At 67.3% G+C, this 26,025-nt stretch carries 25 protein-coding genes; 7 read left to right on the top strand and 18 right to left on the bottom strand.

What is annotated here, in order from left to right:
• The first annotated feature begins 41 nt into the window (after positions 1 to 41).
• Positions 42 to 1,010 carry a tripartite tricarboxylate transporter substrate binding protein gene (locus A9974_RS18925; RefSeq protein ID WP_183005709.1) on the top strand — a complete coding sequence of 323 codons (969 nt, stop codon included), beginning with the start codon at positions 42 to 44 and terminating at the stop codon, positions 1,008 to 1,010.
• Between the two features lie 107 nt (positions 1,011 to 1,117).
• Here A9974_RS18925 and A9974_RS18920 read toward each other — a convergent pair whose 3' ends face one another.
• Complete coding sequence (locus tag A9974_RS18920; protein WP_183005708.1) at positions 1,118 to 2,002, bottom strand: LysR substrate-binding domain-containing protein; 885 nt, start codon at positions 2,000 to 2,002, stop codon at positions 1,118 to 1,120.
• A 141-nt stretch (positions 2,003 to 2,143) separates the two neighbouring features.
• On the opposite strand from A9974_RS18920, the gene A9974_RS18915 reads away from it, so the two are divergent.
• Both A9974_RS18915 and A9974_RS18910 read left to right on the top strand, forming a co-directional pair.
• Positions 2,144 to 2,539: a RidA family protein gene (locus tag A9974_RS18915; RefSeq protein WP_183005707.1), complete on the top strand. Its 396-nt coding sequence runs from the start codon at positions 2,144 to 2,146 to the stop codon at positions 2,537 to 2,539.
• A gap of 1 nt (position 2,540) precedes the next feature.
• A complete protein-coding gene (locus A9974_RS18910; RefSeq protein ID WP_255468232.1) occupies positions 2,541 to 3,653 on the top strand; it encodes an NADH:flavin oxidoreductase in 1,113 nt (370 codons plus the stop codon).
• A 93-nt stretch (positions 3,654 to 3,746) separates the two neighbouring features.
• Here the strand turns inward: A9974_RS18910 and A9974_RS18905 are convergent, their stop codons facing one another.
• Positions 3,747 to 4,523, bottom strand: a complete 777-nt coding sequence (locus tag A9974_RS18905) for a ferredoxin--NADP reductase (protein ID WP_183005705.1) — start codon at positions 4,521 to 4,523, stop codon at positions 3,747 to 3,749.
• A 340-nt stretch (positions 4,524 to 4,863) separates the two neighbouring features.
• Between A9974_RS18905 and A9974_RS18900 the strand changes: the two genes are divergently transcribed.
• From A9974_RS18900 to A9974_RS18890, 3 genes are all read left to right on the top strand, one after another.
• Positions 4,864 to 5,907 carry a Fe(3+) ABC transporter substrate-binding protein gene (locus A9974_RS18900; protein WP_183005704.1) on the top strand — a complete coding sequence of 348 codons (1,044 nt, stop codon included), beginning with the start codon at positions 4,864 to 4,866 and terminating at the stop codon, positions 5,905 to 5,907.
• Between the two features lie 161 nt (positions 5,908 to 6,068).
• Positions 6,069 to 7,739 (top strand): iron ABC transporter permease, encoded by a 1,671-nt coding sequence (locus A9974_RS18895; protein WP_183005703.1) that lies wholly within the window; start codon positions 6,069 to 6,071, stop codon positions 7,737 to 7,739.
• A gap of 5 nt (positions 7,740 to 7,744) precedes the next feature.
• Complete coding sequence (locus tag A9974_RS18890) at positions 7,745 to 8,521, top strand: ABC transporter ATP-binding protein (RefSeq protein ID WP_183005702.1); 777 nt, start codon at positions 7,745 to 7,747, stop codon at positions 8,519 to 8,521.
• Between the two features lie 90 nt (positions 8,522 to 8,611).
• On the opposite strand, the gene A9974_RS18885 is transcribed toward A9974_RS18890, so the two are convergent.
• The 3 genes from A9974_RS18885 to A9974_RS18875 form a co-directional block, all read right to left on the bottom strand.
• Positions 8,612 to 9,586, bottom strand: a complete 975-nt coding sequence (locus A9974_RS18885) for a tripartite tricarboxylate transporter substrate binding protein (protein WP_183005701.1) — start codon at positions 9,584 to 9,586, stop codon at positions 8,612 to 8,614.
• Between the two features lie 61 nt (positions 9,587 to 9,647).
• Positions 9,648 to 10,553 carry a pirin family protein gene (locus tag A9974_RS18880; RefSeq protein WP_183005700.1) on the bottom strand — a complete coding sequence of 302 codons (906 nt, stop codon included), beginning with the start codon at positions 10,551 to 10,553 and terminating at the stop codon, positions 9,648 to 9,650.
• A gap of 129 nt (positions 10,554 to 10,682) precedes the next feature.
• On the bottom strand, positions 10,683 to 11,381 hold the full coding sequence (locus A9974_RS18875) for a pirin family protein (protein WP_183005699.1): 699 nt from the start codon (positions 11,379 to 11,381) through the stop codon (positions 10,683 to 10,685).
• Between the two features lie 178 nt (positions 11,382 to 11,559).
• Here A9974_RS18875 and A9974_RS18870 point away from each other — a divergent pair, with 178 nt between their 5' ends.
• Complete coding sequence (locus tag A9974_RS18870; RefSeq protein ID WP_183005698.1) at positions 11,560 to 12,474, top strand: LysR family transcriptional regulator; 915 nt, start codon at positions 11,560 to 11,562, stop codon at positions 12,472 to 12,474.
• A 112-nt stretch (positions 12,475 to 12,586) separates the two neighbouring features.
• Here A9974_RS18870 and A9974_RS18865 read toward each other — a convergent pair whose 3' ends face one another.
• The 13 genes from A9974_RS18865 to A9974_RS18805 form a co-directional block, all read right to left on the bottom strand.
• Complete coding sequence (locus A9974_RS18865) at positions 12,587 to 13,768, bottom strand: YeeE/YedE family protein (RefSeq protein WP_183005697.1); 1,182 nt, start codon at positions 13,766 to 13,768, stop codon at positions 12,587 to 12,589.
• A gap of 36 nt (positions 13,769 to 13,804) precedes the next feature.
• On the bottom strand, positions 13,805 to 14,734 hold the full coding sequence (locus tag A9974_RS18860) for a sulfurtransferase (RefSeq protein ID WP_199169003.1): 930 nt from the start codon (positions 14,732 to 14,734) through the stop codon (positions 13,805 to 13,807).
• A 131-nt stretch (positions 14,735 to 14,865) separates the two neighbouring features.
• Positions 14,866 to 17,079, bottom strand: a complete 2,214-nt coding sequence (locus A9974_RS18855; RefSeq protein ID WP_183005695.1) for a rhodanese-like domain-containing protein — start codon at positions 17,077 to 17,079, stop codon at positions 14,866 to 14,868.
• A gap of 187 nt (positions 17,080 to 17,266) precedes the next feature.
• Positions 17,267 to 18,196: a CysB family HTH-type transcriptional regulator gene (locus A9974_RS18850; RefSeq protein WP_183005694.1), complete on the bottom strand. Its 930-nt coding sequence runs from the start codon at positions 18,194 to 18,196 to the stop codon at positions 17,267 to 17,269.
• Positions 18,197 to 18,259: 63 nt separating this feature from the next.
• Positions 18,260 to 18,607: a VOC family protein gene (locus A9974_RS18845; RefSeq protein WP_183005693.1), complete on the bottom strand. Its 348-nt coding sequence runs from the start codon at positions 18,605 to 18,607 to the stop codon at positions 18,260 to 18,262.
• A 122-nt stretch (positions 18,608 to 18,729) separates the two neighbouring features.
• On the bottom strand, positions 18,730 to 19,938 hold the full coding sequence (gene metC / locus A9974_RS18840) for a cystathionine beta-lyase (protein WP_183005692.1): 1,209 nt from the start codon (positions 19,936 to 19,938) through the stop codon (positions 18,730 to 18,732).
• Positions 19,935 to 20,561: a cysteine dioxygenase family protein gene (locus A9974_RS18835; protein WP_183005691.1), complete on the bottom strand. Its 627-nt coding sequence runs from the start codon at positions 20,559 to 20,561 to the stop codon at positions 19,935 to 19,937. The genes metC and A9974_RS18835 overlap by 4 nt, the downstream gene beginning before the upstream one ends.
• 24 nt (positions 20,562 to 20,585) lie before the next feature.
• Entirely contained in the window at positions 20,586 to 21,437 is an 852-nt protein-coding gene (locus tag A9974_RS18830; protein WP_183005690.1) for an amino acid ABC transporter ATP-binding protein, read from the bottom strand.
• Positions 21,424 to 22,242, bottom strand: coding sequence for an amino acid ABC transporter permease (locus tag A9974_RS18825; RefSeq protein ID WP_183005689.1), 819 nt, complete (start codon positions 22,240 to 22,242; stop codon positions 21,424 to 21,426). Before A9974_RS18825 ends, A9974_RS18830 begins: the two co-directional genes overlap by 14 nt.
• Complete coding sequence (locus A9974_RS18820) at positions 22,232 to 22,969, bottom strand: amino acid ABC transporter permease (RefSeq protein ID WP_183005688.1); 738 nt, start codon at positions 22,967 to 22,969, stop codon at positions 22,232 to 22,234. The genes A9974_RS18825 and A9974_RS18820 overlap by 11 nt, the downstream gene beginning before the upstream one ends.
• Entirely contained in the window at positions 22,966 to 24,213 is a 1,248-nt protein-coding gene (locus A9974_RS18815) for an aminotransferase class I/II-fold pyridoxal phosphate-dependent enzyme (protein WP_183005687.1), read from the bottom strand. Before A9974_RS18815 ends, A9974_RS18820 begins: the two co-directional genes overlap by 4 nt.
• Before the next feature lie 28 nt (positions 24,214 to 24,241).
• Complete coding sequence (locus tag A9974_RS18810; protein ID WP_183005686.1) at positions 24,242 to 25,105, bottom strand: transporter substrate-binding domain-containing protein; 864 nt, start codon at positions 25,103 to 25,105, stop codon at positions 24,242 to 24,244.
• Positions 25,106 to 25,138: 33 nt separating this feature from the next.
• A complete protein-coding gene (locus tag A9974_RS18805; RefSeq protein WP_183005685.1) occupies positions 25,139 to 25,978 on the bottom strand; it encodes a transporter substrate-binding domain-containing protein in 840 nt (279 codons plus the stop codon).
• Positions 25,979 to 26,025 lie beyond the last annotated feature (47 nt).

Here is a 26,025-nt window from a genome sequence, read left to right as displayed (position 1 = left end):
ACCCCCACCCCCATAAAAAAACACACCCAGGAGACAACACCATGCGCTTTACCCTGAAGGGCCGGCTGGCCCTGCTGCTGGCGGCCCTGCCGCTGACCGCGATGGCCCAGGCCCAGAATTTCCCCGCCAAGCCCATTACCTTCATCGTGCCCTTTGCCGCCGGCAGCGCCACCGACCAGATCGGCCGCGCCATCGGCCAGGGCGTCACCGAGCAGACCGGCCAGGCGGTCGTCATCGAGAACAAGCCCGGCGCCAGCGCCATGATCGGCGCCGCCACCGCGGCCCGCGCCGCGCCCGACGGCTACACCGTGCTGATCACCACCAACACCACCCACGCCGCCAACGAGCATCTGTACAAGACGCTGACCTACCATCCGGTCAAGGACTACGCCCCCATCTCGCTGTTGGGCAAGGGCGGCCAGATCATGGTGGTCAACCCCGGCTCGCCGGCCAAGACCGTGGGCGACTTCCTTGCCCAGGCACGCCAGTCGCCGGGCAAGCTGAGCTTTGGCAGCGGCAGCTCCAGCAGCCGCATCGCGGGTGAACTGCTGCAACAGATGGCCGGCGTGCAGTTGCTGCATGTCCCCTACAAGAGCAACCCACTGGCCGTCACCGACCTGCTCGGCGGACAGATCGACATGATGATCACCGACACCGCTACGGGCCTGCCCCAGGTCAAGTCCGGCAAGCTGCGCGCGCTGGGCGTCACCGGCCTGACGCGTTCGCCGCTGGCGCCCGACGTGCCCACCATCGCCGAATCCGGCGTGCCGGGCTACGAAATGGGCTACTGGTTCGCGGCCTACGCGCCGGCCGGCACGCCGCCCGATGTGATCAAGCGTCTGAACGAGTTGCTGATTAAGGCCACGCAGACCGCGCCGGCCAAGCAGTTCTACGCCCAGACCGGCACCGACCCTGCCACGTCCACGCCCGACGAACTGGCCCAGTTCCAGCAGGCCGAGTCGAAGAAGTGGGGCGACATCATCAAGAAGGCGGGTATCCAGCCGGAGTAAGCACCCGGCAAAGCCCATGCGATGACCTGGAAGACCTCGGCGGGCGCCGTGAGCGCGCCCGCCGAGGTCATGAAGCCGAACGTTGCTTGGCGTTCGCCAATGGGGCGTCACACCGCGGCCTGCGCTTTCAGCCAGGCCAGCACAGCACGCGCGCCGTGCGGCAGCGACCGCTCGGCGCTGATGGCCACGTGATACGTGTGCCCGTCGATGCTCGGCCCGAAGGGCTGATGCAGCTGGCCTGCCGCCAGTTCCTGGGCGACCAGCGCCTGGCTGACCAAGGCGATGCCCTCTCCCGCGACGGCCGCCTGGATGGCATGCCCTTCATCCGAAAACCGCAGCTCGCCCGCCGGCGATTCCTCCGGACGCTGCGCGTCGGCAAACCAGCGCTTCCAGGTGGGATTGTCCGGATGGTGCCGCCGCCACTCGAAGTAGATCAGCGGCCACCGGGCCAGGTCTTCGACCGTGCGCACGCCGAGCCGCGGATTGGCAACAGGCGCGAAGCGGTCCGTGAAGAGCGGTTCGACGGTCAGGCCGGGATAAGGCCCCCGGCCGTAGCGGATGGCGATGTCAACGGCGGTCGAACGCAGGTCGACGATCTCGTCCGAGGCCTGGACTTGCAGATCGATGCCCGCCAGGTCGCGGCGGAAAGCGCCCATCCTGGGCAAGAGCCATTTCGCCGTGAACGCGTTGGTCGCCGAGATGACCACCTGGGGCCGCTGCCGGGCTTCGGTCAGCCGTTCCAGCGCGGCCTGGAAGGCATCGAAGCCATCGCGCAGCACGGGGTACAGAAGCGCGCCTGCATCGGTCAGCGCGACGCGCCGGACCTGCCGGGTAAAGAGCGCCGCGCCGACCTGTTGCTCCAGCCCCCTGATCTGGTGACTGACGGCGGTAGGCGTGACGGCGAGTTCTTCGGCCGCAGCCTTGAAACTGCCCAAGCGGGCGGCGGCCTCGAAGGCGCGTAGCGCGGAAAGCGGCAGGAAGCGTCGATGCATGAGTGCCGGCACGGTGTTTGATATGAATGAAATTATCTCACCTGACGACTGATAAATGAACCTTTGTCGCGCCCGGCACGCGTCCGTATCGTCTCGTTATCCGCCACATCCGGCGGTCCTAACAAATGAGAGAAACTAATCATGATCGAACGTGTCATCACCCAGCCGGACCCCTACGAGCCGTTCCTGCTGTCGCAGGGCATCAAGGCCAATGGCTGGCTGTTCATCTCGGGTCAGGCCGGCGCCGGCGAGAATGGCAAGATCGTGCAGGGCGGCTTCCTGGCGCAGGGGCGGCAAGCCTTTGCGAACCTGCGCCGGGCGCTGCAGGCCGGTGGCGCCAGCCTGAAGGATGTCGTCAAGGTCACCATCTTCGTGACCGATATGGGCCACTTCGACGATGTCGTGACGCTGCGTCGCGAGTTCTTCGCCGCGCCCTACCCCGCCGACACGATCGCCGAGATCCGCGCCTTGTACACGCCCGAGGCGATGATCGAAATCGAAGCGATCGCGGTCGTACCGAATGCCGAGGACCGTTGAAATGGCCTCATCGACGCTTTACGACCCGGTCGCCCTGGGCGCGCTGCGGCTGGCAAACCGTCTGGCCGTCGCGCCGATGACGCGGGTCAGCGCCACGGCCGATGGCCTGGCCACGGCCCGGATGGCGGATTACTACGGTGATTTCGCCGCTGGCGGGTTCGGCCTGGTCATCACCGAGGGCATCTACACCGACAAAGCGTACGCACAGGGCTATCTGTTCCAGCCCGGTCTGGCCAGCGATGCCCAGCGCGAGGCATGGCGGCCGGCCGTGGAGCGCGTTCACGCAAACGGCGGCCGCCTCATCGCCCAGCTCATGCACGCCGGTGCCATCTCGCAAGGCAATCCCCATCGGCCGAACGCCAAAGGCCCGTCGGCGGTCCAGCCCAAGGGCCAGCAGATGCGCTTTTACCGTGGGGAAGGCGCCTACCGGCTGCCCGACGCGCTGTCGCTCGCGGAAATCAACGATGCGGTGCAGGCATTCGCCCGCGCGGCGGTCCGGGCGCAACAGGCCGGTTTCGATGGCGTGGAAATCCACGGCGCGAACGGCTACTTGCTGGACCAATTCCTGACGGACTACAGCAACCAGCGCACCGACGGCTATGGCGGCCCGCTCGCCCACCGCCTGCGCCTGGGTGTCGAGACGATCCAGGCCGTGCGCCAGGCCGTTGGACCCGCCTTCACGGTGGGCTACCGCGTGTCGCAGGGCAAGGTCAACGACTTCACCCACAAATGGGCGGAAGGCGAATCGGAGGCCGCGGTCATCTTCGCGACGCTGTCAGCCGCGGGCCTCGACTACCTGCATACGACAGAATTCGAAGCCTGGCGGCCGGCATTTGGCGCGGGCGCGAGCCTTGCTGCGCTTGCCCGGCAACACGGGGCCGTGCCCGTGATCGCCAACGGCGCCCTGCATGCCCCGGCGCACGCCTTGGGCATGGTCGAGCGCGGCGAGGCGGACCTGGTGTCGTTGGGCCGGGGGGCACTGACGCATGCCGACTGGCCCCAGCGCCTGCGCAACGGCCAGGCGCTGGAGGCGTTTGATCCGGCGCTGCTCTCGCCCATTGCCGACCTGGCCAACGCAGCACGGCTGCGACGCGCCCCACGCGTCGTGAAGTAACGCCATTCAGGCATTCATCGTGCGTCTGCCATGCAAAAGGGGCGCAGCCTGAGCTGCGCCCCTTGCCTTACAACGGCAAACGCCGCTACGGCTTTATTTGTCGACGAAGGCGCGTTCGACCACGTAGTCGCCCGGCTGACCCACGCCCGGGGACACCACGAAACCGCGCTTGTCCAGCATGGCGCTGATGTCGGCCAGCATATGCGGGCTGCCGCAGATCATCGCGCGATCGGTTTCAGGGTTGATCTGGGGAATGCCGATGTCGGCGCACAGCTTGCCGTTTTCCATCAGTTCGGTGATGCGGCCCTGGTTGCGGAACGGCTCGCGCGTGACGGTCGGGTAATAGACCAGCTTTTCGCGCACCACATCGCCGAAGAACTCGTTGTTGGGCAGTTCTTTTTCGATGAAGTCGGCGTAGGCCAGTTCGCTGACCCAACGCACGCCGTGCACCAGGATGACCTTGTCGAAGCGTTCGTAGACGTCCGGGTCCTTGATGATGCTCATGAAGGGCGCCAGGCCCGTGCCCGTGCCGAACAGGAACAGATGCTTGGCGGGCTTCAGATCGTCGACCACCAGCGTGCCCACCGGCTTGCGGCTGACCAGGATGGTGTCGCCTTCCTTCAGATGTTGCAGGCGCGAAGTCAACGGACCGTTCTGCACCTTGATGCTGAGGAATTCGAGGTTTTCTTCGTAGTTGGCGCTGGCGATGCTGTAAGCCCGCAACAGGGGCTTGCCTTCGACTTCCAGGCCGATCATGACGAAGTGGCCGTTGTGGAACCGCAAGGCCGCGTCACGCGTGGTCGTAAAGGAAAACAGGGTGTCGTTCCAGTGGTGCACGCTAAGCACGCGCTCGGTATTGAAAGCAGCCATGTCGTATCTATTAGGAGCGGAACAAGGAGCAGGCCATCGAACCCGACTTGCACCGCGTGGTCAGACCGCACCGCACAAAAGACGCGGCCGGTATTAGGGTTGACCCTATTCTACTAGGTCTCGATGATAATTGCTCTCATTATTCCGTAATACCCTTATGCCGTATTGATAGGAATCAAGGGTCGGGGCGGCAGTCTTACGAATAGTTGAACGGCTTAAAACTTCCTGTTATTGTCCGGCTCTCACTTGATAATCATTTTCGTTAGCAGACCGTTTTGCGTAGCGCCAATGCCCTGCCCGCCGTGGCGTTGACCGCTGCCGACCTTGCCGGAGTTCCTTCATGTCTATGCGTCCCCAAATGAAATCGCTGCTGCGCACCCTGGCCCTGGCCGGCGCCGCCGCGTTTGCCGTCCCGGCCCACGCCGCCGAGGAAGTCAGCCTGTACACCACGCGTGAACCCAAGCTGATCCAGCCGCTGCTGGACGCCTTCACCAAGGAAAGCGGCATCAAGGTCAACACCGTCTTCGTCAAGGACGGCCTGCTCGAACGCGTCAAGGCCGAAGGCGCCAAGTCGCCCGCCGACGTGCTGATGACCGTGGACATCGGCAACCTGCTGGACCTCGTGGATGGCGGCGTGACCCAATCGGTCAAGTCGCAAACGCTGGAATCGGTCATTCCGGCCAACCTGCGCGGCGCCGACGGCAAGTGGTTTGCCCTGTCGCTGCGCGACCGCGTGCTGTACGTCGAAAAAGACCTGAAGCTGGAAAGCTTCCGCTACGAAGACCTGGCCGACCCCAAGTGGAAGGGCAAGGTCTGCATCCGCTCGGGTCAGCACCCCTACAACACCGCCATGGTCGCCTCGATGATCGCCCATGACGGCGCCGAAGCCACCGAGAAATGGCTGCGCGGCGTCAAGGCCAACCTGGCCCGCAAGGCCGCCGGCGGCGACCGCGACGTGGCTCGCGACATCCTGGGCGGCATCTGCGACATCGGCCTGGCCAACGCCTACTACGTCGGCCACATGAAGAACGCCGAAGCCGGCACCGACGCCCGCAAATGGGGCGACGCCATCAAGGTCATCCGTCCGACTTTTGCCAACGCCAAGAGCGGCGGCACCCACGTGAACGTCAGCGGCGCCGCCGTGGCCGCCAACGCGCCCAACAAAGCCAACGCAGTCAAGCTGCTGGACTTCCTGGTGTCGGAACCCGCCCAGGCGCTGTACGCCCAGGCCAACTACGAATACCCGGTGCGCAAGGGCGTCAAGCTCGACCCGGTCATCGCCAGCTTCGGCGAGCTGAAGATCGACCCCCTGCCCCTGACCGAGATCGCCAAGTACCGCAAGCAAGCCAGCGAACTGGTGGACAAGGTCGGTTTCGACAACTGACCCGCGGCAAAGCGGCGCCCTGGCGCCGCCCGCCTGCAATCAGGCCTGCCCTCGCCCAAGCCGGATCCGTTCCGATGTGGGCGGCGGCAGGCCTTGACGCTCCAAGCGCCGCCCGCGGCGTCGTTCCCGCAGCACTCCTGAAGCAGCACCTTTTCTGAAGCATGCATACCGATACCCTGCCCCGGCCGCTGCGTTTGCGCTGGGCTGAACGCGGCGCCGGCTGGCTGGCCGGTGCCGCCCTGATCGCCCTGGCCGTGCTGGCGCCCGTACTGACACTGGTGTGGTGGGCGCTGGGCGGCGACCTGTCGCACTGGCAGCACCTGGCCAACTATGTGCTGCCCCAGGCCCTGGCCAATACCGCCATGCTGCTGGCCGGCGTGGGCGTGCTGGTCACGCTGCTCGGCACGGGCTCGGCCTGGCTGGTGACGGCCTATGAATTTCCCTCGCGGCGCGCGCTGACCTGGGCGCTCTTGCTGCCGCTGGCGGTGCCCACCTACATCATTGCCTTCGCCTACCTGGACCTGCTGCACCCGATCGGTCCGATCCAGACCGCCCTGCGCGCGCTGCTGGGCTACGACAGTCCGCGCCAGTTCCGGCTGCCGGACCTGCGCTCGATCTACGGCGCCATCTTCGTGCTGGGCTTCGTGCTTTACCCCTATGTGTACCTGAGCACCCGCGTCATGTTCATGACGCAGGCCGCCAGCCTGCTGGAGGCGGCCCGCACCCTGGGGGCCGGCCGCTACGGCGTGTTCTTTCGCGTGGCGCTCCCGCTGGCGCGCCCGGCCATCGTGGTCGGCGTCAGCCTGGCGCTGCTGGAAACCCTGAACGACATCGGCGCCTCGGAATTCCTGGGCGTGCAGACGCTGACCGTGTCCGTCTACACCACCTGGGTCACGCGCTCGGACCTGGCGGGTGCCGCGCAGATCGCGCTGACCATGCTGGCCATCGTGATCGGGCTGATCCTGCTGGAGCGCCACGGCCGCAAGCGCCAGCGTTACGCCAATACGCAGCGCATGCGGCCGATGCAGCCGCGCCGGTTGCGCGGCCCGGCCGCCGTCCTGGCCGCGGTGCTGGGCTGGATTCCGGTGCTGATCGGCTTTGTCGCGCCCGCGTTGTACCTGGTGGTTGAAACCTACAAGCGCCTGCATCTGGTGGGCGGCGTGTCCCACCAACTGCTCAACGGCCTGAGCAACACGCTCATCGTCGCGTTCAGCGCCACCATCGTCACGCTGGTCTGCGGCCTGATCGTGGCCTGGGCCGGCCGCACGCTGCGCGAAAGCGGCGGCTTCAACCCTGGCCGCGCCTGCGCCCGCATCGCCAGCCTGGGCTATGCCGTGCCCGGCACCGTGCTGGCCATCGGCCTGCTCACCCCATTCGTCTGGATCGATACCGCCGTAGCCAAGGTCTTTGGGGGCACGGGCCTGTTCCTGATGGGTTCGATGGCCGCGCTGGTATGTGCCTACGCCATCCGCTTCTTGGCCATTTCGACGGGTGCGCTGGAAGCGGGCCTGGCCCGCGTGCCGCCGTCGCTGGAACAGGCCTCGCGCCTGCTGGGCGAAACGTCCGCCGGCACGCTGCGCCGCGTCCACCTGCCGCTGCTGCGCCCCGCCCTGGCGGCCAGCGCGCTGCTGGTGTTCGTGGATGCCATGAAAGAACTGCCGGCCACGCTGCTGCTACGGCCGATGAATTTCGACACACTCGCCACCTGGCTCTACGCCGAAGCGGCCCGCGGCACCTACGAAGAAGGCGCCGTCGCGGCGCTGGCCATCGTGCTGGCCGGCCTGTTGCCCGTGATTCTGCTGGCGCGCACCAATCTGAAAATGGGACATTGATCACCGTGCCCGATCTGCTTGAACTCGACCATATTTCACTGGCCTACGACACACCTAAGGGCGTGCGCCCCGTGGTGCAGGACCTGACGCTGGGCCTGCCCGCCGGCCATATCGGCTGCCTGCTCGGGGAATCCGGCTGCGGCAAGACCACGGTGCTGCGCGCCATCGCGGGCTTCGAGCCGGTGCGCGCAGGCCGCATCTTGCTGGACGGCACGGTCATCTCGTCCGCCACCCTGCAAGTCGCGCCTGAAAAGCGCCGCGTGGGCATGATGTTCCAGGACTACGCGCTGTTTCCGCACCTGTCGGTGGCCGACAACGTGGGCTTCGGCCTGCGCCGCCTGGAACGCGCCGAACGCGCCCGCCGCATCGAGGAAATGCTGACGCTGGTGGGCCTGGCGCATGCCGCCAACAGCTTTCCGCACGAGATCTCCGGCGGCCAGCAGCAGCGCGTGGCGCTGGCGCGGGCCCTGGCGCCCTCGCCCGACCTGCTGTTGCTGGACGAACCGTTTTCCAACCTGGACGTGGACACCCGCGAACGGCTGGCGTTCGAGGTGCGCGAGATCCTCAAGACCACCGGCCACACCGCCATCCTGGTCACGCACAACCAGGCCGAGGCCTTCGCCATTGCCGATCGCATCGGCGTGATGGCGGCCGGGCGCATCGCCCAATGGGACACGCCCTACAACCTGCATCACCACCCGGCCGACGATTTCGTGCGCGCCTTCATCCGCCGCGAAACGCTGGCCGAGCAGCGCGAACAGGTCTTCGCACGCGGCCGCTAGCCGCCAAGCGGGCAGGACCAGGGCGACCTCGCCCATGCCCGCAGCCGGTTGCGGCAGGCCAGGCTCAAGCGGCCTTGGACTTGCCTGCCATCAATCCGCCGACAGCTTGACCTTCTGCGACAGCGCCTTGAAGGACTCGTACTGGCTGCGGGTCAGGCGCTCCACTTCCTCGGGCGTCGAGCCATAGGGCATGAAACCGGCCTGTTCCAGCTTGTCCTTCACGTCCGGCATGGCCAGCGCCTCGCGGAACGCGGCGCTGAGCACGTTCGTGACTTCCGGCGGCATCTTGGCCGGGCCGTATACCGCGAACCACGGATCCACCACCGCCGCGCCGTAGCCGAGCTCGGCCAGGGTCGGCACGTCGGGCAGCGCGGGCGCGCGCTTGCTGCCAGTGACCGCCAGGGCGTGGACCTTGCCCGACTTGATGTGCGGCAAGGACGCCGGCAGGTTGTCGAACATCACCGGCAAGTGGCCGCCCAACAGGTCGTTCAGCGCCTGCGCGCTGCCCTTGTACGGAATGTGCTGCATGCCGGCGCCGGTCAGCTGGTCGAACATCACGCCGGCCAGGTGCATCGACGTGCCCGTGCCAGGCGTGCCGAACGCGGTGCCGGGATGCTGCTTGGCATAGGCCACCAGGTCCTTGACGCTATCGACCTTCAGGGACGGGCCGGTTTCCAGCACCACCGAGGACGCGCCCAGCATGCTGACGCCCGTAAAGTCCTTGGTCGGGTCGAACGGCATCGACGGGTAGACGAACGGGTTGAGCGCGTTGGTGGAAATGGCACCGAAGCCGATGGTGTAGCCGTCCGGCGCGGCGCGGGCCACGGCGTCCATGCCGATATTGCCGCCCGCGCCGGGACGGTTTTCGACGATGACGGGCTGGCCCAGTTTCTCGGCCACTTTCTGGCCGGCCGTGCGCGCCACCAGATCGGTGGTGCCGCCCGCGGTGTAGGGCACGATGAACGTGATGGGCTTGGCCGGATAGCCGGCGGCCTGCGCGGCGGCGCCGTGGACCAGCGCCAGCGCGGCCAGGCCGCGCAGCGCGTTCAGGGTAAAGCGTTGCATGATGTCTCCATCCCTATTGTTATCAAGTCAGGGATGCGCATCATACTGCTGCGCGCGCCGATCACGCCCGCGGCGGGGGCAGCGGGATGAACTCGGTTTCGTCGCCCGGCACGGTCTGGCCGAAGCGGTTGCGCTGCCATTGCTCTTTGGCCTGCTCGATGCGGTCCTTGCTGCTGGACACGAAGTTCCACCAGATGAAGCGCGGCCCTTCCAGGGGCTCGCCGCCCAGCACGGCAAAGCGTGCGTGGGTGCGAGCGCGGATCTGCACGGGGCGGCCCGGCGCGAAGACGATCAGGCGGCCGCTGTCGAACACCTGGCCGTCCACCTCAACCGACCCGATGGCCAGGTAGGCGGCGCGCTCCTCGTGTTCGGCGGGCAGCACCGTGACAGCGCCGGCCTGCAACTGCAGGTCGCCATAGAACAGCGGCGAATGGGTCTTGACCGCCGAGGTCTTGCCGAACAACGATCCGGCCACGACCTGGGCGCGCACGCCCTCGCCTTCGATCACGGGCTGGGCGTCCAGGCCATAGTGGGCAAAGCCCGGATCGGTTTCTTCATGCGCTTTCGGCAAGCCCACCCAGATCTGCAGGCCACAGAGGCGCTGCGCGGCCTGCCGGCTTTCCGGCGACGAACGTTCGGAGTGGACGATGCCGCGCCCGGCCGTCATCCAGTTCACTTCGCCGGGCAGGATGGTCTTGGTGTTGCCCACGCCGTCACGGTGCACCATCGAGCCTTCGTACAGATAGGTCACGGTGGACAGGCCGATGTGCGGATGCGGACGCACGTCGATGCCGGACCCGGCCGTGAATTCCACGGGGCCCATGTGGTCCAGGAAAACAAAGGGGCCGACGGTACGGCGCTGCGCCGACGGCAGCGCGCGGCGGACTTCGAAGCCGCCCAGGTCGCTGGTGCGCGGCACCACCACGGTTTCGATCTGGCTTTCGCCGGCTTGGGACAAGGTGGACATGGGTAGTGCTCCTGTAGGGTGGCCCGTTACGGCCATCTTAAGCCCGGGCGCTGGATTGCTGCACCGCCCGGCGCGGCATCGTGCATTACAAGGCCGGGCGGATCGCAACGATCCGCCCGGCCGCGGGCCTCAGGCCAGGTCAAACACCAGCACTTCGGCGTCCTTGCCGCCGGACAGCGCGACACGGGTCTCGTCAGTGATGGCAACCGCGTCGCCCGCCGACAGTTCAACGCCGTTGACGGTCACGCTGCCCCGGGCAACATGCACCCAGGCACGGCGGCCGGCGGCCAGTTCCAGCGTGGCGGACTCGTCGCCGTCAAACAAACCCGCGTACAGACGCACGTTCTGATGGATCTTCATCGACCCGTCAATGCCGTCGCCGGACACCAGGGCTTGCAGGCGGCCGCGCTTTTGCTCGTCGCTGAACGCCTTTTCCTCGTATTCCGGAGCGATGCCGGTGACATCGGGCTCGATCCAGATTTGCAGCAGATGCGTTTCCGCGTCGGCACGCGGGTTGAATTCCGAGTGCATGACGCCACGGCCGGCGCTCATGCGCTGGACGTTGCCGGGCTGGATGGTGGAGCCGCTGCCCATGCTGTCTTTGTGGGCGATGGCGCCATCAAGCACGTAGGTGATGATTTCCATGTCGCGATGGCCATGGGTGCCAAAACCCCGTCCGGCGGCGATGCGATCGTCGTTGATGACCCGCAGGGCGCCAAAGCCCATATGGGCGGGGTCGTAGTAGTTGGCGAACGAAAAAGTGTGGAACGAGTCGAGCCACCCGTGGTTGGCGTGGCCCCGCTCGGCGCTGCGGCGAATGGTAAGCATGGTGGACTCCTGTTTCAATTTAGTGAATGGTCTGGCAACCTTGAGCGCCTGACTGTGTCGCGCTTGGCTGGGTTACCGAACCGGCATGAATGACATTGTGCATGGGTCACTGAGCTATTTCGGCGCTATGATTTGACGAAAACATTCAATTTATTTGAACGATTCGCCGGAGCCCCCCATGCAGCCCATCACCCCCGAACTTCTCGTCCTGGTGGACGCCATCGCGCGCCACGGCAGTTTCGCCAAGGCCGCCCGCGAGCTGGGCAAGGTGCCGTCGGCGGTGACCTATTCGATCCGCAAACTCGAAGATGGGCTGGATGTGCTGCTGTTCGACCGCTCGGGCCACCGGGCGCTGCTGACGCCGGCCGGCGAAACGCTGCTCAAGGACGGCCGCTACGTGCTGCAATCGCTGGACGAGCTGGCCTGCCGGGTGAAACGCATCGCGACGGGCTGGGAGGTGGAGCTGCGCATCGCGGTAAGCGCGGTGCTGCCGTGGCGGCCCCTGTACGACCTGATCGAGGAATTCCAGACCCTGGACACAGCCACGACGCTGCGCTTCTCGACAGAGGTGCTGAGCGGCAACTGGGACGCCCTGACATCGGGCCGCGCGGACCTGGTAATCGGCGCCGGCGCGGCGGGCGAGCCGACGGGACCGTTCCGTTCCCAAGCCATGGGCCAGGCACAGTTCGCGTTCTGCGTGGCGGCGCACCACCCGCTGGCCTCCGCGCCGCAACCCCTCAGCCGCGCCGACATCACCCGCTATTGCGCGGTGGTGGTCGCCGATACATCCCGCAACCTGGCGCCGCAGACACGCGGGATTCTGGCGGAACAACCCACCCTGGTGATGCCGACGATGCAGGCCAAGATCGAGGCGCAGATACGCGGTCTGGGGTGCGGCTATTTACCCTTGACGCTGGCGGCGCCTTATCTGGCGCAAGGGGTGCTGGTGGTGTGTGAGACGGACGAAGGGATGTCCTTGACCGAGCACGTGGCTTATGCGTGGCGCGCGGAGGCGCCCGGGGAGGCGTTGAAGTGGTGGCTGCAGAAGATGAAGTCGCCTCGGTTGTGTGAGGGGTTGCTGGGGTTGGGGTGAGCGGTTTTTGGTTGCTGTATGCATGCGTAGAGCGTGCTTCGTAGGGCCGCCGCCGCAAGGGGCGACCTACGAAGATATAACGCCGCGATTCACGATGACCAGCGACAAACCATCACCGAGTAGGCCACAGCGTCAACGCGATCCAGATGCCCGCCACGCACGCCACGCCGAAGATCCAACCTGACAGCGCACCCGCCATCACCCCCGACAGCAACGTGCCGACTGTGCAACCCAGTGCTGTCATGCCACCCCAGCCCATCAAGACGCCACCCACGAAGTTGCGCGCCACATCCCGCCAGTTTGGCCACTTCGGGCGAAAAGCGCCTGCCGCCAAAGCAGATGCCCACGCGCCGATGACCAAAGCCAATACGAATGCGCCGTTGTTGGATAGCAGGGCTTGTTTGACCGCTGTGGCACAACCGGCGAAGGTGTCCAGGCCTTCCAGCCGGGAAGGCAGCCAACCGGCCGCGGATGCCGTGGTGCGTGCCACGCTGCCCAGTTCGGCGGTCACGCCCAGCGGGGCGATGCGCAGGTACGCCATCACGCCGATGAACGCCACCAGCAGGCCACCCGTGGCAGGAGACCAGCGTTGTTCCAGCACGCCGCGCCACAGCGGCGTGGTTGCATCCGTCGCGGGAACGGCCGGTGTCGAGCCGTTGCCGATAGGCGAACTTGCAGTGCTCGCCCCGCCCTTGCCCAACCGGCTCAACATCCACGCCAGAATCGCCAGCAGCGCACATTGCAACAGCGCCGTGCCGCCGTATCCCAGATGGCGGGGTAGCCAGACGACCGGCGCTTCCTGGATCATCGCCAGGTACAGCGTGTTCCAGGTGGCGAAACCCAGCATGAAGCCCACGCCTGCGCCCAGCAGGGCGAAAGGTGATGCCAGCGCGCCCTCGCCCAGGCGGTAGAAATGGGCGCTGATGCATGAGCCCGAGATTCGCATGCCGATGCCGAATGTAAAGGCGCCGGCCACCAGCGCCAGGCTGACCGGACCGATGTGCGCGCCGGGAGGCAAGCGGTCGGGGCCCGGTACCGGCAGGAAGGCGCCGAAGATCGCGTGGTAGCCCAGCGTGCCGGCCGCCAAGGCGATCAGCACGGCGTAGGCGCCGCGCGGATCGCGGCGTTCGATGGCGTCGCGGGCGATGCAGTAGAAGCAGAAGCGCGAGCGTTGCAAGACGATGCCGAACGCCGCGCCCAGCAACAGCGACAAGGACAGATTGCGGCCGCCATCAGGTAGCGGCGCCAGGTGCCAGGCGGCCAGGAAGAGCGCTGCCAGCAGCGTAGCCGCCATGGCATAGCGCAGCGCCCTGTGTTCCGGGACTGCCACTTACGTCTTGCCCCAGACCGTGCCGGACGGGTTGCTGATCGGCGAGCCGACGCTGTTGCCGTATTCGGTCCACGAGCCGTCATAGTTGCGCACGTCGTAACCCAGCAGCTTGCGCAGCGCGAACCAGGAATGGCTGGAGCGCTCGCCGATGCGGCAGTAGGTGATGATGGGCTTGCTGCCGTCGACGCCAGCGGCCTGGTAGATGGCGCGCAGTTCGTCGGCTGACTTGAAGGTGCCGTCTTCGGCCACCAGCTTGCTCCAGGTCACGTTGACCGCGCCGGGCACGTGGCCGGCGCGGACGGCCAGTTCCGGCACGCCGTTGGGCGCGAAGATCTTGCCGTTGTATTCGTCGGCCGAGCGGATGTCGACCAGCACGCCCTGCTTGTCCTTGCGTGCGACCGCCAGCACGTCCTGCAGGTGGGCGCGCAGGGCCGGGTTGGCGTCCTTGATGCGGACGTTGCCGGCGGCGTGGGTCTTGACGCTGTTGGACAGGGGCCGCCCTTCCGCTTCCCATTTCTTGCGGCCGCCGTCCAGGATCTTCACATTGTCGATGCCGTAGATGTCGAAAATCCAGGCGCCCCAGGCGGCGAACCAGTTGTTGTTGTCGCCGTACAGCACGGTGGTGGTGTCGGTGTTGATGCCGGAGCGTTCCAGCAGGCCCTGGAATTGCTTAGGCGGCGCGATGTCGCGGTTGACGGTGTCGACCAGGTCGGTGTGCCAGTTGACGTTGCTGGCGCCGGGAATGTGGCCGCGCTCGAACAGGCCGGGGTTGACGCTGACCTCGACGACGCGCACCTTGGGGTCGTTCAGGTTCTTTTCCAGCCATTCGGTGGTGACCAGGTACTTGGCATGCTGCGCCGTGGCGGGAAAGGCCGTCAGGCTGGCCAGCGCGGCGAAGGCGCCCGCCAGCAGTTTGGATAGGGACATCATGTTCTCCGGAAGCAGGCGCGAACGGGCCTGGGAATCCGGAGAATATGTGTTCAGCTTACAGTCAGGAACAACTTTGTAGGCATAACTTGATTACTACAAGGCGGATGCATCGGGGAGGACGCCGCGCCCGGTCAAGCCGCCGCGATCAGGCGGATATCGGCGCTGCCGTCGCGTTCCAGTTGCGCCACCAGGCCCAGCTCCCAGTCCAGGTAGTCGCGAAAGCCCTGGTCGCGCGCCGACAGGTCGTCGAACAGGTACGGGCTGATGCTCTGGTCGTCGTCGCCGGTCAGCACGCCGCCGGCGCCTTGGGCCAGCGCCAGCCCCTGGGCTTGCCAGGCGCGCGTGCCGCCCAGCAGGTAGCGCACCGGCCGGCCGGTGCGCCAGGCCAGGTCGGCCGCCACCACGCTGGCCAGCACGCCGTCGGGCGAGGTCAGCACGATGGCGCGTTGCGTGTCGGCAGGCAGGAACTCCTGCAGGCGGTCCGGCGCGGCGTAGCGGGCGCCGGGCACATGGCCGCGCTCGTAGGCCAGCCGCGACTCCACGTCGAAGACCTCGACCTCGCCCGCATCCAGGGCGGCTTGCAGGGCCTGCGCGCGCAGCGCCGGCGCGTCCGGCCGATGGCGCAGCACACGGCGCGTTTCGGCGCCGCGTTCCAGCGCGGCCAAGGCGGGCGGCTGGTACAGGTAGACCTCGACCGCGCCCAATTGCGCCAGCCAGGCGCCGGTCGTCTGGGCGCGCACGCCGTCCCAGTCGACCAGCACCACCCGGGCGCGGCGCGTGGCCAGGTATTCGTCAGTGGCCTGCACCAGTTGGCCGCCCGGCGCCCAGCGCCAGCCCGGCAGGTGGCCGGTCTCGTATTCCTCGCGGGTCCGCACGTCGAATTTGTACAGCGTGCGCGACGCCTGTTCGGCCTCGAAGGCCTGCAGGGTGGCCGCGTCGATGTGGCCGATGCCGGCGCGCTGCGCCACGTCGCGGGCCTGCTCGCGGGCGGCGGCGGCGCTATCGGCCGACGGTTCGGGCAGCGCCGCCTGGCGGCCGTAGGCCAGTTCGCGGCCGGACAGCAGCCATTCCATGGTGCCGTTGCGCAGCGAGGCCACCCGGTTGGGGATGCCGGCGTCGATCAGCGTCTGCGCGCCGACGATGCTGCGGGTGCGTCCGGCACAGTTCACCACCACGAAAGTCTTGGGGTCCGGCGCCAGTTCGCGGATGCGGTACACCAGCTCGGCGCCCGGCAGGCTGTGCGAGAACGGCAGCGTGAAGTTATGAAATTCCTCGGGGGTGCGGCTGTCGACCACCACGATGTCATCGCCGCGCGCCACGCGCTCGTGCAGTTCGTCCACGTCGATCCAGGGCGTGTGCTTTTCGTGTTCGATGACCTCGCCGAACGCCTTGCTGGGCACGTTGGTGCCCGAGAACAGTTCGCGCCCTTCTCTTTCCCAGCCGTCGGTGCCGCCGGCCAGCACCGAGATGTCGGTCCAGCCCAGCCGGGTCAGTTTGGCCGCGGCCTGGTGGGCCAGCGTTTCGTCGTCGTCCACCAGCACGATGCGCGTGTCACGGCGCGGCACCAGGCGGTCGGCCAGCACTTCCAGGCGCCACAGCGGCGCGGGCACGGCGTACAGCAGATGGCGGCGCGCGTAGCGGCCGGCTTCGCGCACGTCCAGCACGGCGATCTCGGCCTCGCCGCGCAGCTCGGCTTGCAAGCCGGCCGGCGACAGGCGCGCGTGGTAGATCGCGGCCGGCGGCGAGAACGTGCGGTACGAGCCGCCCGCGGTGCTTTCAAACACCACGCGGCCATGCAGGCGGTCCAGCGCCAGGCCGTAGAAATGCAGATGCGCGCCCGGCGCATCGCCCACCAGTTCGATGGTGTGCACGTCGCTGGGGCCTAGCACGATGGAAGCGCCCGGGCCCACGTCCACGCGGCGCACGTGCGTCAGGACATCGCGGCCCGGCTCGGCCCCAGCGCTGCGCGCATAGACCTCGTTGCGCTCGTTGCCCGATACGCCGGCGATGATGGCCCAGGTGGTGTGGTCGTGCGGCGGCTGCGCCTTGCCGGGTTCGCCCAGCGACAGGTACAGCGCATAGCCGCCGTCCACGTCTTCGGCCAGCCGGTAGATCGACGTGGGCCGGCCCGGCACCACCGCAAAAGCGTCGGGCGGAAACAGCTCGCGGCGGCGGCCCAGGGCTTCGAGCAGCGTGGCCACCTGCGTCAATTGGTCCGGCGTGGCCCGCGCGGGGTCCGGCGCCACGGCCTTGACCTGGGCGATGAACGAGCGCACGGCTTGCGCACGTTCGCTGTCGATGGGGGATGCATGGGCGGCGGCCGCCGCGTGGGAAGAGGTGCTCATGGGATGGCCCGGAATTCCTGAGTTGAAGAACCGGACCAGCCTACGTCCGCGGCCCCCGCGCGGACAACGTAGAAATGTTTCTATGGATATGCGGGCGCTGCATGGATGCGGCCCACGGCGTCCCGGCCGCAACCCGGCGGTTTGTCGACGGCCGATTGATTGCGGAGCCGTGGTGAGCCGGCCGTGTTCAGGCCTCGCCCTTGAGCGCCTGGTCCACCACGGCGCGCGTCAGCGTGGGTACGAACATCTCGATGAAATGAAAGGCGTAGCCGCGCAGCCAGGCGCCGCGGCGGATGGCCAGGCGGGTCAGGTTGATTTCGAACAGGTGGCGCGCGTCGATGGCGCACAGCCGCGTGTCGCGCTCGGCGTCCCAGGCCACCGCCGCCACGATGCCCACGCCCAGCTCCAGTTCCACATAGGTCTTGATGACGTCCGCGTCCATCGCGGTCATGACGATGTCCGGCGTGATGCCGGCGCGTGCGAAAGCCTCGTCGATATGCGCTCGTCCGGTATAGCCGCGCCCGTAGGTAATGATGGGATAGCGCGACAGTTGCGACAGGCTGATGCCGCCCTGCACCGCGCTGAGCGGATGGCCCTTGGGCACGATGATGCTGTGGCTCCAGCGGTAGCACGGCAGGTTCAACAGGCCCGGATAATCCGCCACCGCCTCGGTCGCCACGCCGATGTCGGCCTCGCCTTCCAGCAGCATTTCCGACACCTGCTTGGGCGACCCCTGGTGCAGGTGCAGCACGACTTCGGGATAGCGCTGGCGAAATTCCTTGATTACCGGCGGCAAGGCGTAGCGCGCCTGCGAATGCGTGGCGGCAATGGACAGCACGCCCGTGCGGCTGTCGGCGTACTCGGCCCCCGCGTGGCGGATGTTGTCAGCGCACTGCAGGATCTGCTCGACCAGCGGCAGGATCAATTCCCCCGGCGGCGTCAGGCCGATCAGCCGCTTGCCCGAACGCACGAAGATGTCGACGCCGACCTCTTCCTCCAACTCGCGGATCTGGCGGCTGACGCCCGGCTGCGAGGTATGCAGGCTTTCCGACACATCGGTCAGATTGAAGTCGCGGCGCACCGCCTCGCGCACGGAACGCAGTTGCTGGAAGTTCATGGATCGCTGGGCCTGTGGATACCGGATGCCGGAATCGGATACCGGGAGAAGCCTTGCCCGGCCCTAGCCGAGAAAGGCCAGTTGATTGCCGGAAGGGTCTTTGACGTACATGACGCGCTGGCCGGCGTCAGGCAGCGAACAGACGGGGTGATAGCCCGCGTCGCGCAGGCGCAAGAGGATGTCGTCGTAGGCGCGGGTCTTGATGGTCAGGTAGTCGGGCTTGACCTCGCGGCTGATCTCGTCGACGGGCGAGAGCGACAGCGTCGCATCGCCCAGCGCGAACAGCAAGCGCCCGCCCGCCGCGGGCACTTCGTCCAGCCCCACGGTGCGCAAGTAGAACTCGCGCACCGCGTCCAGCCGCCGCGCCACAAAGGAAAGCTGTACCGAACCGATGGATGAAATAGAAGACATGCCCTGCCGCCAACCGTGGAACAAGGCAAATTCTAGTACCCGGGGGTACAACCGGACAAAGAGGTTGTAATTGCTTCTACATAATCAGAAACCCTAAACACATGGAGTCATTTGCATATGCGTCAAGCGCTGCGCCGCAGCCCGTCGCGCACCACGCCGAAAGCCCGGTCCAGGTCGCCGACCAGGTCCAGCGGATGCTCCAGGCCGATGTGCAGGCGCACCACTTCGCCCGCGCCTTCCCAGACGCTGTGCTCGGCCAGGCGCTCGGGCGCGGCCTGCAGCGCCAGACTTTCGTAGCCGCCCCAGGACGCGCCGATCGAGAAATAGCGCAGCGCGTCGATAAAGCGCGCCGCCGCGCCCGGCTGCCCCGCCGGGAAGGCGAACGACACCAGCCCGCTGGCGCCGCTGAAATCGCGTTGCCACAGCGCATGGCCGGGGTCTTGCGGCAGCGCCGGGTAGAACACGCGGGCCACGTCGGCATGGCGCGACAGGTATTGCGCCACGCTCAACGCGTTGTGATGATGGCGCGCCAGACGCACGTCCAGCGTGCGCATGCCGCGCAGCGTCAGGTAAGCGTCGTCCGCGCCCACCGCCAGGCCCAGCGCATCGTAGGTCGCGCCGATGCGCTGCGCCAGCTCGGCGCTGTCCACGGTCACCACGCCCATCATCACGTCGGAATGGCCGGCCAGGTATTTGGTGGCCGCCTGGATGGAAATGTGCGCGCCCAGCGCCAGCGGCTGGTAATACAGGCCGCCGCTCCAGGTGTTGTCGGTGGCCACCAACACGCCGCGGCGCCGCGCCGTGGCGGCCAGCGCCGGCAGGTCCAGCACTTCATACAGCAGCGAGCTGGGCGATTCCAGATACAGCAAGCGTGTCGTGGGGCGGATCAATGTTTCCAGGTCGTCCTTGCCCGGCGAAAAGTATTCGAGCTCGATGCCGTAGCGCTGCAACAGTGTCTTGTCTACCCGCCGCACCGGCGAGTAGACGCTGTCCGACACCAGCGCGTGTTCGCCCGGGGCCAGGGTCGCCAGCAGCACCAGCACGATCGCCGACAAGCCCGAAGGCGCAAGAATGCTGCGGTAGCCGCCTTCCAACGACGCCACCGCGGCCTCCAGCGCCTGGTGCGTGTCCAGGCCATGGCGGCCGTATGTGGCCACGCGCTCGCCGGCGGCACGCTGGCCGTTCAGCGCTGCATGCGTTGCGGTATCGGCGAAGCGCACCGTGCTGGTGCGCACCACCGGCACGTTGACCGGTCCGGCCCCGCCGTTCAATTCGGGCGAGCCGGCGTGCACCAGGCGGGTCTGCACGTGGGCTTGGTCCAGGCCGCTCATGCGCGCTGCTCCTGGCCCGGCTTCATCTGGGTGGCGTTGTAGTTCACGATCTCGCCCGTGGAAAGGTCGATGCCGATGCGGCCCGACAGGGTCTCCAGCGGCTGGCCATACAGATGGAAGTGCAGCGTCGGTTCGTCGCCGGTGACGTGGATGCTGTGGATGTCGTCCGGCAGGAACGACACCGATTGACCCGGTTGCACCACCACTTCCCGCACCTGCTCCAGCGTGGCGCGGCCGGCTTGCGAGCCGTCGTCGCTGCGGCGGTAGACGCGGTTCAGTTCCTGTCCCGACAGCGCCACGATGGCGGCCCAGGTGGTGTGATTGTGCGGCAAGGTGGTCTTGCCCGGATTGATCGAATTCAGATAGAGCGCCGGCGCGCCGTCGCCATCATCGGGGTTCAGGCGATAGCGCGTGGACGCGCCCACGCCCTGCCCGGCCCCTGGCGGCGGGAAATCGGTGGCGGGAAACAACGCGCGGTGCGCGGCCAATTGCTCCAGGCGAGCGGTCACCTGGGCCAGCAGGTCGCGGGTCAAGGGCGCGGCGGCCAACAGGCCGCGAATGTCGGCCAGGGCATCCTGCACATGGCGGCGGCGGTCTTGGGAAACGGAAGTGTCGGTGGTCATGGCGGCTCCGGAAGGCGAGAAAGGTCACACTGCAAGGCGCAGCGGATCGAAAGTCAGGTAGGCGTCGATGGGGTCGGGCTGAACGCGCCGCGCCGGCGGCTCGGCCGAGGTGCGTTGCAGGAATGCGCGGGTGCGCTCGCTGGCGGGATGGCCGAAGATGCGGGCCGGCGAGCCATGCTCGACGATGCGCCCGGCCTCGGTGAAATACACCGTGTCGCTGACCTCCTGGGCAAAGCGCATCTCGTGCGTCACCAGCACGCAGGTCAGGCCGTCGTTGACCAGGTCGCGGATCACGGTCAGCACTTCGCCGACCATTTCCGGGTCCAGCGCCGATGTCACTTCATCGAACAGGATCAGCTCCGGCCGCAGCGCCAGCGCGCGGGCGATCGCCACGCGCTGCTGCTGGCCGCCCGACAGTTCGCCGGGATAAGCATTTTCCTTGTGATCCATGCGCACCTTGGCCAGCAGCTCGCGCGCCAGGGCCTGCGCCTGGGCCCGCGGCTGGCCGCCGACCTTGATGGGCGAGATCACCAGATTTTCCAGCACGCTCAGGTGCGGAAACAGGTTGTATTGCTGGAACACGAAGCCGACCCGCTTGCGCAACGCAATCAGTTCGCTTTCGGACTTCAGGGCATCCACCCGCACGCCGCCCACCTCAATCTCGCCGCGCTGCGGCCGCAGCAGGCCAGTGATGCAGCGCAAGATGGTGGACTTGCCCGAGCCCGACGGTCCGATGATGGAAACGGCATTGCCCGCGCGGACCTCGACGTCGATACCTTTGAGCACTTCGGTCTGCCCGAAGGCCAGGTGGACATCCCGCAGGCTGACCAGTGCAGGGGCGATGGCGGCACGCAGGCCGGTGTCAGAGGTGCGCATGGCGTCGTTCCAGGTAGCGCGTCCAGCGCGAAATGGGATAGCAGTAGGCGAAGAAAAGCGCCAATAGCGTGAAATAGATCAGAACGGTGAAGTCGCTGCGGGCCACGGTATTGCTGGCCACGGTAGCGGTGTCGACCAGGTCGTGCACCCCCACCAGCGAGGCCAGCGAGGTGCTCATGGTGATGCTGGCGTACAGGTTCATCCACGACGGCAGCATGCGCCGCACGCACTGCGGCAGCACAATCATCCGCAGCACCTGGGTGCGGCGAAACGCCAGTGATTGCGCCGCTTCCCATTGGGCCTCGGGGATAGACTGGATCGCGCCGCGGAAGATCTCGGCCACGTTGGCGCTGGCCGGCAGGCCCAGCCCGATCACCACCTTGATCCAATCCGGAAACGGCAGGTTCCAGCCGCCCAGGTTGAGCTCGAACGGAAACACGTAGGTCGTGAAATACACCAGCACCAGGATCGGCGCGTTGCGAAACGCCAGCACATAGGTCCGCGTCAGGCGCCGCAGCAGCGCCGACGGCGACAGCGACAACGCGCCCACCACCAGGCCCAGCAACGTGCCCAGCGCCATGGCCAGCACGCTGATCTGCACGTTCATGCCCAGGCCGCGCAACAGCGCGGGCGACCATTGCCACAAGTACTGCACCGCCGCCGGCGTGGTGCCCGTCAGCGCCCAGAGGGCGCCCAGCGCCGCCAGCGCCAGCAGCAGCACGAACCAGGGGTCGCGCAGCAGCGCATTGAGGCCGCCGCCCGCGCGGCGCGCAGCCGCCACATTCAATGCGAGATCATTGGCCATAGCCGGGCATCCTCAAGCGCGCTTCCAGCCAGCGTCCGCCCACGCTCACCAGCCAGGTCAGCAGACCGAAATACAGCAGGATCAAGAGCAGCAGCTCCAGCACATTATCGCGGTGCGACCAGATCATGATGGACTCGTACGTCACATCCCCCACCGCGATCGCGGACGCGATGGCGGTCATCTTCACCAGGTCCACCAGATTGTTGACCAGCGCCGGCAAGGCAAAACGCAGCGCCAGCGGCAACTGCACCTGCGTCAGGATCTGGCGCCGCGAAAACGCCAGCGACCTGGCGGCCTCCAACGTCACGGACGGCACCGCCTCGATGCCGGCGCGCAGGGCCTCGGCATGGAACACCCCCTTGTGCAGCGCCACCACGATCACCACCCACATGAAGGGCGTGACCGGGCTGCCGCCGCCCAGCTTCTGGTTGATCAGCATGTTCAGCACCAGGAAGGCGCAATACAGCTGCACCAGTGTCGGCGTGTTGCGGGTGAGTTCCACAAAGCCCTGCAACGGCCGCGCCAGCCAGAACCGGCCACTGGTCAGCCCCGACGCGATCAACACGCCGAACGCGAGGCTGACCGGGATGGTCCAGGCGCATAGCTGCACGGTCACCAGCAGGCCATGGCCAAAGGCGGACAGCTCGCCCGGATCCAGTACGAAGCTGTAGTTCAGGCCCAGGGGCTTGAAGAAATGCACCCAGGCCTGCAAAACCTGTTCGATCATGCGGCCGCCTCCAGCGCCTGGGCGGGACGCAGCGCCGCGACCGCGCGGCCGATGCGCGTCACCGCCTCCTGCAGCGTGGCGTCCGAGGCAGCGAACGACAGGCGCAGGTACGGCGACAGCCCGTAGGCCGCGCCCTGCACCACCGCCACGCCCTCGGCTTGCAACAGCCAATCCGCCACGTCGCCGTCATCCGCGATGACGCCGCCGTCCGGCCGCGGCAGGCCGATCAGGTCCGCCACGCCGATCCAGGCGAAGAACGAGCCTTGCGGCGCCGTCACCTGCAGGCCGGGTACCGCGCTCAAGCCGTCGACCACCAGGCGGGCACGGCGCGCATACGCCTGCCGCGCTGTCTCGACGAAGTCGTCCGCCACGCCCTGCAAGGCCGCCAGCGCCGCGGCCTGGCCCAGCGAGCTGGGCCCCGACGAGACTTGCGACTGCACGGCTTCCAGCACGCCGATCAGCGCCGCCGGACCCACACCCCAGCCGATGCGCCAGCCAGTCATGGCGTAGGCCTTGGACACGCCATTGACCGCCAGCGTGCGGGCAGCCAGGTCCGGCGCCACGCGCAACAGGTGCGCCGGCGGCTCGCCGAACCAGATTTCTTCGTACATCTCGTCCCACAGCACCAGCACCGACGGGTGGTCGCGCAGCACCGCGGCCAGCGCCGCCAGTTCTGCGGCGCTGTAGACGGCGCCGGACGGATTGCCCGGCGAATTCAGGATCAGCCACTTGGTGCGTGGCGTCAGCGCCTGGCGCAGGCCGTGCGGCGTCAGCTTGAAGCCATCGGCCTGGGCGGTCGGCGCCAGCACCGGCGTGCCGCCGTTGACCCGCACCGAATCCAGGAAGGTCGGCCAGTACGGTGTCGGCACCACCACTTCGTCGCCCTCGTCCAGCGTGGCGGCCAGGGCCAGGTAGATCACCTGCTTGCCGCCATTGGAGATGATGACGTTGCCGGCATCGACCGGCAGGTCGTGGCGCTGGCGATAGCGGTCGGCCACCGCGCGCCGCAATGCCGCGGTGCCGGCGGTGGGCGTGTACTTGGTCTGGCCTTGCGCCAGCGCCGCGGCGGCGGCGTCCTTGATCGCCTGCGGCGTATCGAAGTCGGGCTCGCCCGACGTCACCACCACGATCGAGCGGCCCTCGGCCGCCAGCCGCGCGGCGCGCGCGCCGGCCGCCGCAATGGGCGACAGTTCCACGCCGCGAACACGGCGCGAGAGCACGCCAGGGAACAGGGATTCAGTCATGACTGGACCTTTGCAAGAGATGTCGGGTTCAAGGCTTGGACTGGGCCTCGGGCGGCGCGTTGTCGAACTTGCCGCTGCGCGCATCGGCCTGGGCCTGTTTCAGGTAATCGGCCGGCACGCCGAATTTCTCGGCCTGCTGCACCAGCAGCCCGGACTTGTGCCAGTCGCGGATCACACCGTCGACGAAGGCGCGCGTGTCGGCCTCGTTGCGGCGCGTCCAGATCACGGTGGGCGACGGAATCAACTGGTCGGACGTGGCCAGCTCGAAGCCGTCCCATTCCTTGCCGTTGGGGCCGTGCAGCGTCTCGTACAGCGCCGGCTGGATATGCACCGACGCATCGCAGCTGCCGCCCTTGAGCGCCAGTAGCGATTCCGGAATGTTGCGCAGCCCCTTCACCACCGCGCCGTAGGTATCCTGCAGCGGCTTGGCGAAGTTGCTGCCCTGCGACACGCAGGCCACCTTGCCTTTCAGGTCTTCCCAGCGCTTGATGCCGCTGCGCTTGGACACCATGGCCGCCCCGCCCACCAGGTTGTAGGGCGTGGGCGCGTAGCTCAGGATTTCGCTGCGTTCCTGGGTCCATTGGATGTTGGCGATCAGCAGATCCACCTTGCCTGCTTGCAGGAACTGCACCCGCGTCGCCGCGGTAACCGGCACCGTTTCCAGCGCCACGCCCAGCCGCTGGGCGATATCGCGGCCCAGCTCGGTCTGAAAGCCCCCGACCTTGCCGGTGGCCGGATCCAGCAGGCCGAACGGCGGACTGGCGCCGTCCACGCCTACCACGAGCTTGCCGCGCTGCTTGACGCGGTCCAGGGTGGCGTCGGCATGCGCCGCCGTCGAGGCGAAAACCCCCAGCGCCAATGCGGCGGCCCATTGCATTGCTTGTCGATTCATCATCTTTTCCAACTCGTGCGTACCTGGCCGGACTCAGGCGCCCTGCTTGTACTTGTCATGCAGTTCCTGCAGCAGCGGCTGCGCGGGCTGGATGTCCAGGCGCTTCTCGGTGGCGATCAGCCAGCCCGTGCGGTGCCAGCCCTGGATCACCTTGTCGACCGCGGCGATGGTGTCGGCCTCGCCCTTGCGGGTCCAGACTACGGAATTGGCCGGCAGCACCTCGGTGGCGATCGGCGCGTGGTAGGCCGACCATTCCGGGTTGTTGCGCAACAGCGGATGGATCAGGGTCGAATCGTGCACCGCCGCCACGCACTGGCCGCCGCGCAGCGCCAGCAACGAATCGGACGCGCTCTTGTACCCTTTGACCACCGCGCCGTAGTCGGCCTGCAACGGGCGCGCAAAGCTGCTGCCTTGCGACACGCACACCGGCTTGCCGCGCAGGTCTTCCCATTGGGCGATGCCGCTGTCGCGGCGCGTGGCGGCCGCCCCGCCCACGCGGAAGAACGGGGTCGGCGCATAGCCCAGGATCTCGGCGCGTTCGGGATTCAGTTCCATCGACGCGATCAGCAGATCGACCTTGCCCGAGATCAGGAACTGCGTGCGAGTGGCGGTCTGCACCTGCACCAGTTCGACCTTCACGCCCAGGCCCTTGGCCAGTTCGCGCGCCAGGTCCGGGTTCCAGCCCACCAGTTCCTGCGTTTTCGGATCGATCGAGCCGAACACCCCGCCATTGGCCAGCACGCCGATGGTGACGGTGCCGCGTTCCTTGATCTTGTCCAGGGTGGCGTCCGCGTGGGCGGCCGCCGCGATGCCCGCCAGGGCCAGGGCGGCCGCGGTACGCAGGAACAGGCTGGGGGTATTGCGAGTTTTCATGTTGTTGCGCCGTAAGCATTGAACAGCGTTCTATGCTGCGTGGCCGC

This window comes from Achromobacter sp. UMC71 (assembly GCF_014170305.1).
Taxonomy (GTDB): Bacteria; Pseudomonadota; Gammaproteobacteria; order Burkholderiales; family Burkholderiaceae_B; genus Achromobacter.
The sequence above is the reverse complement of the archived record's forward strand: the minus strand, read 5'-3'. Positions and strand labels throughout refer to the sequence as shown.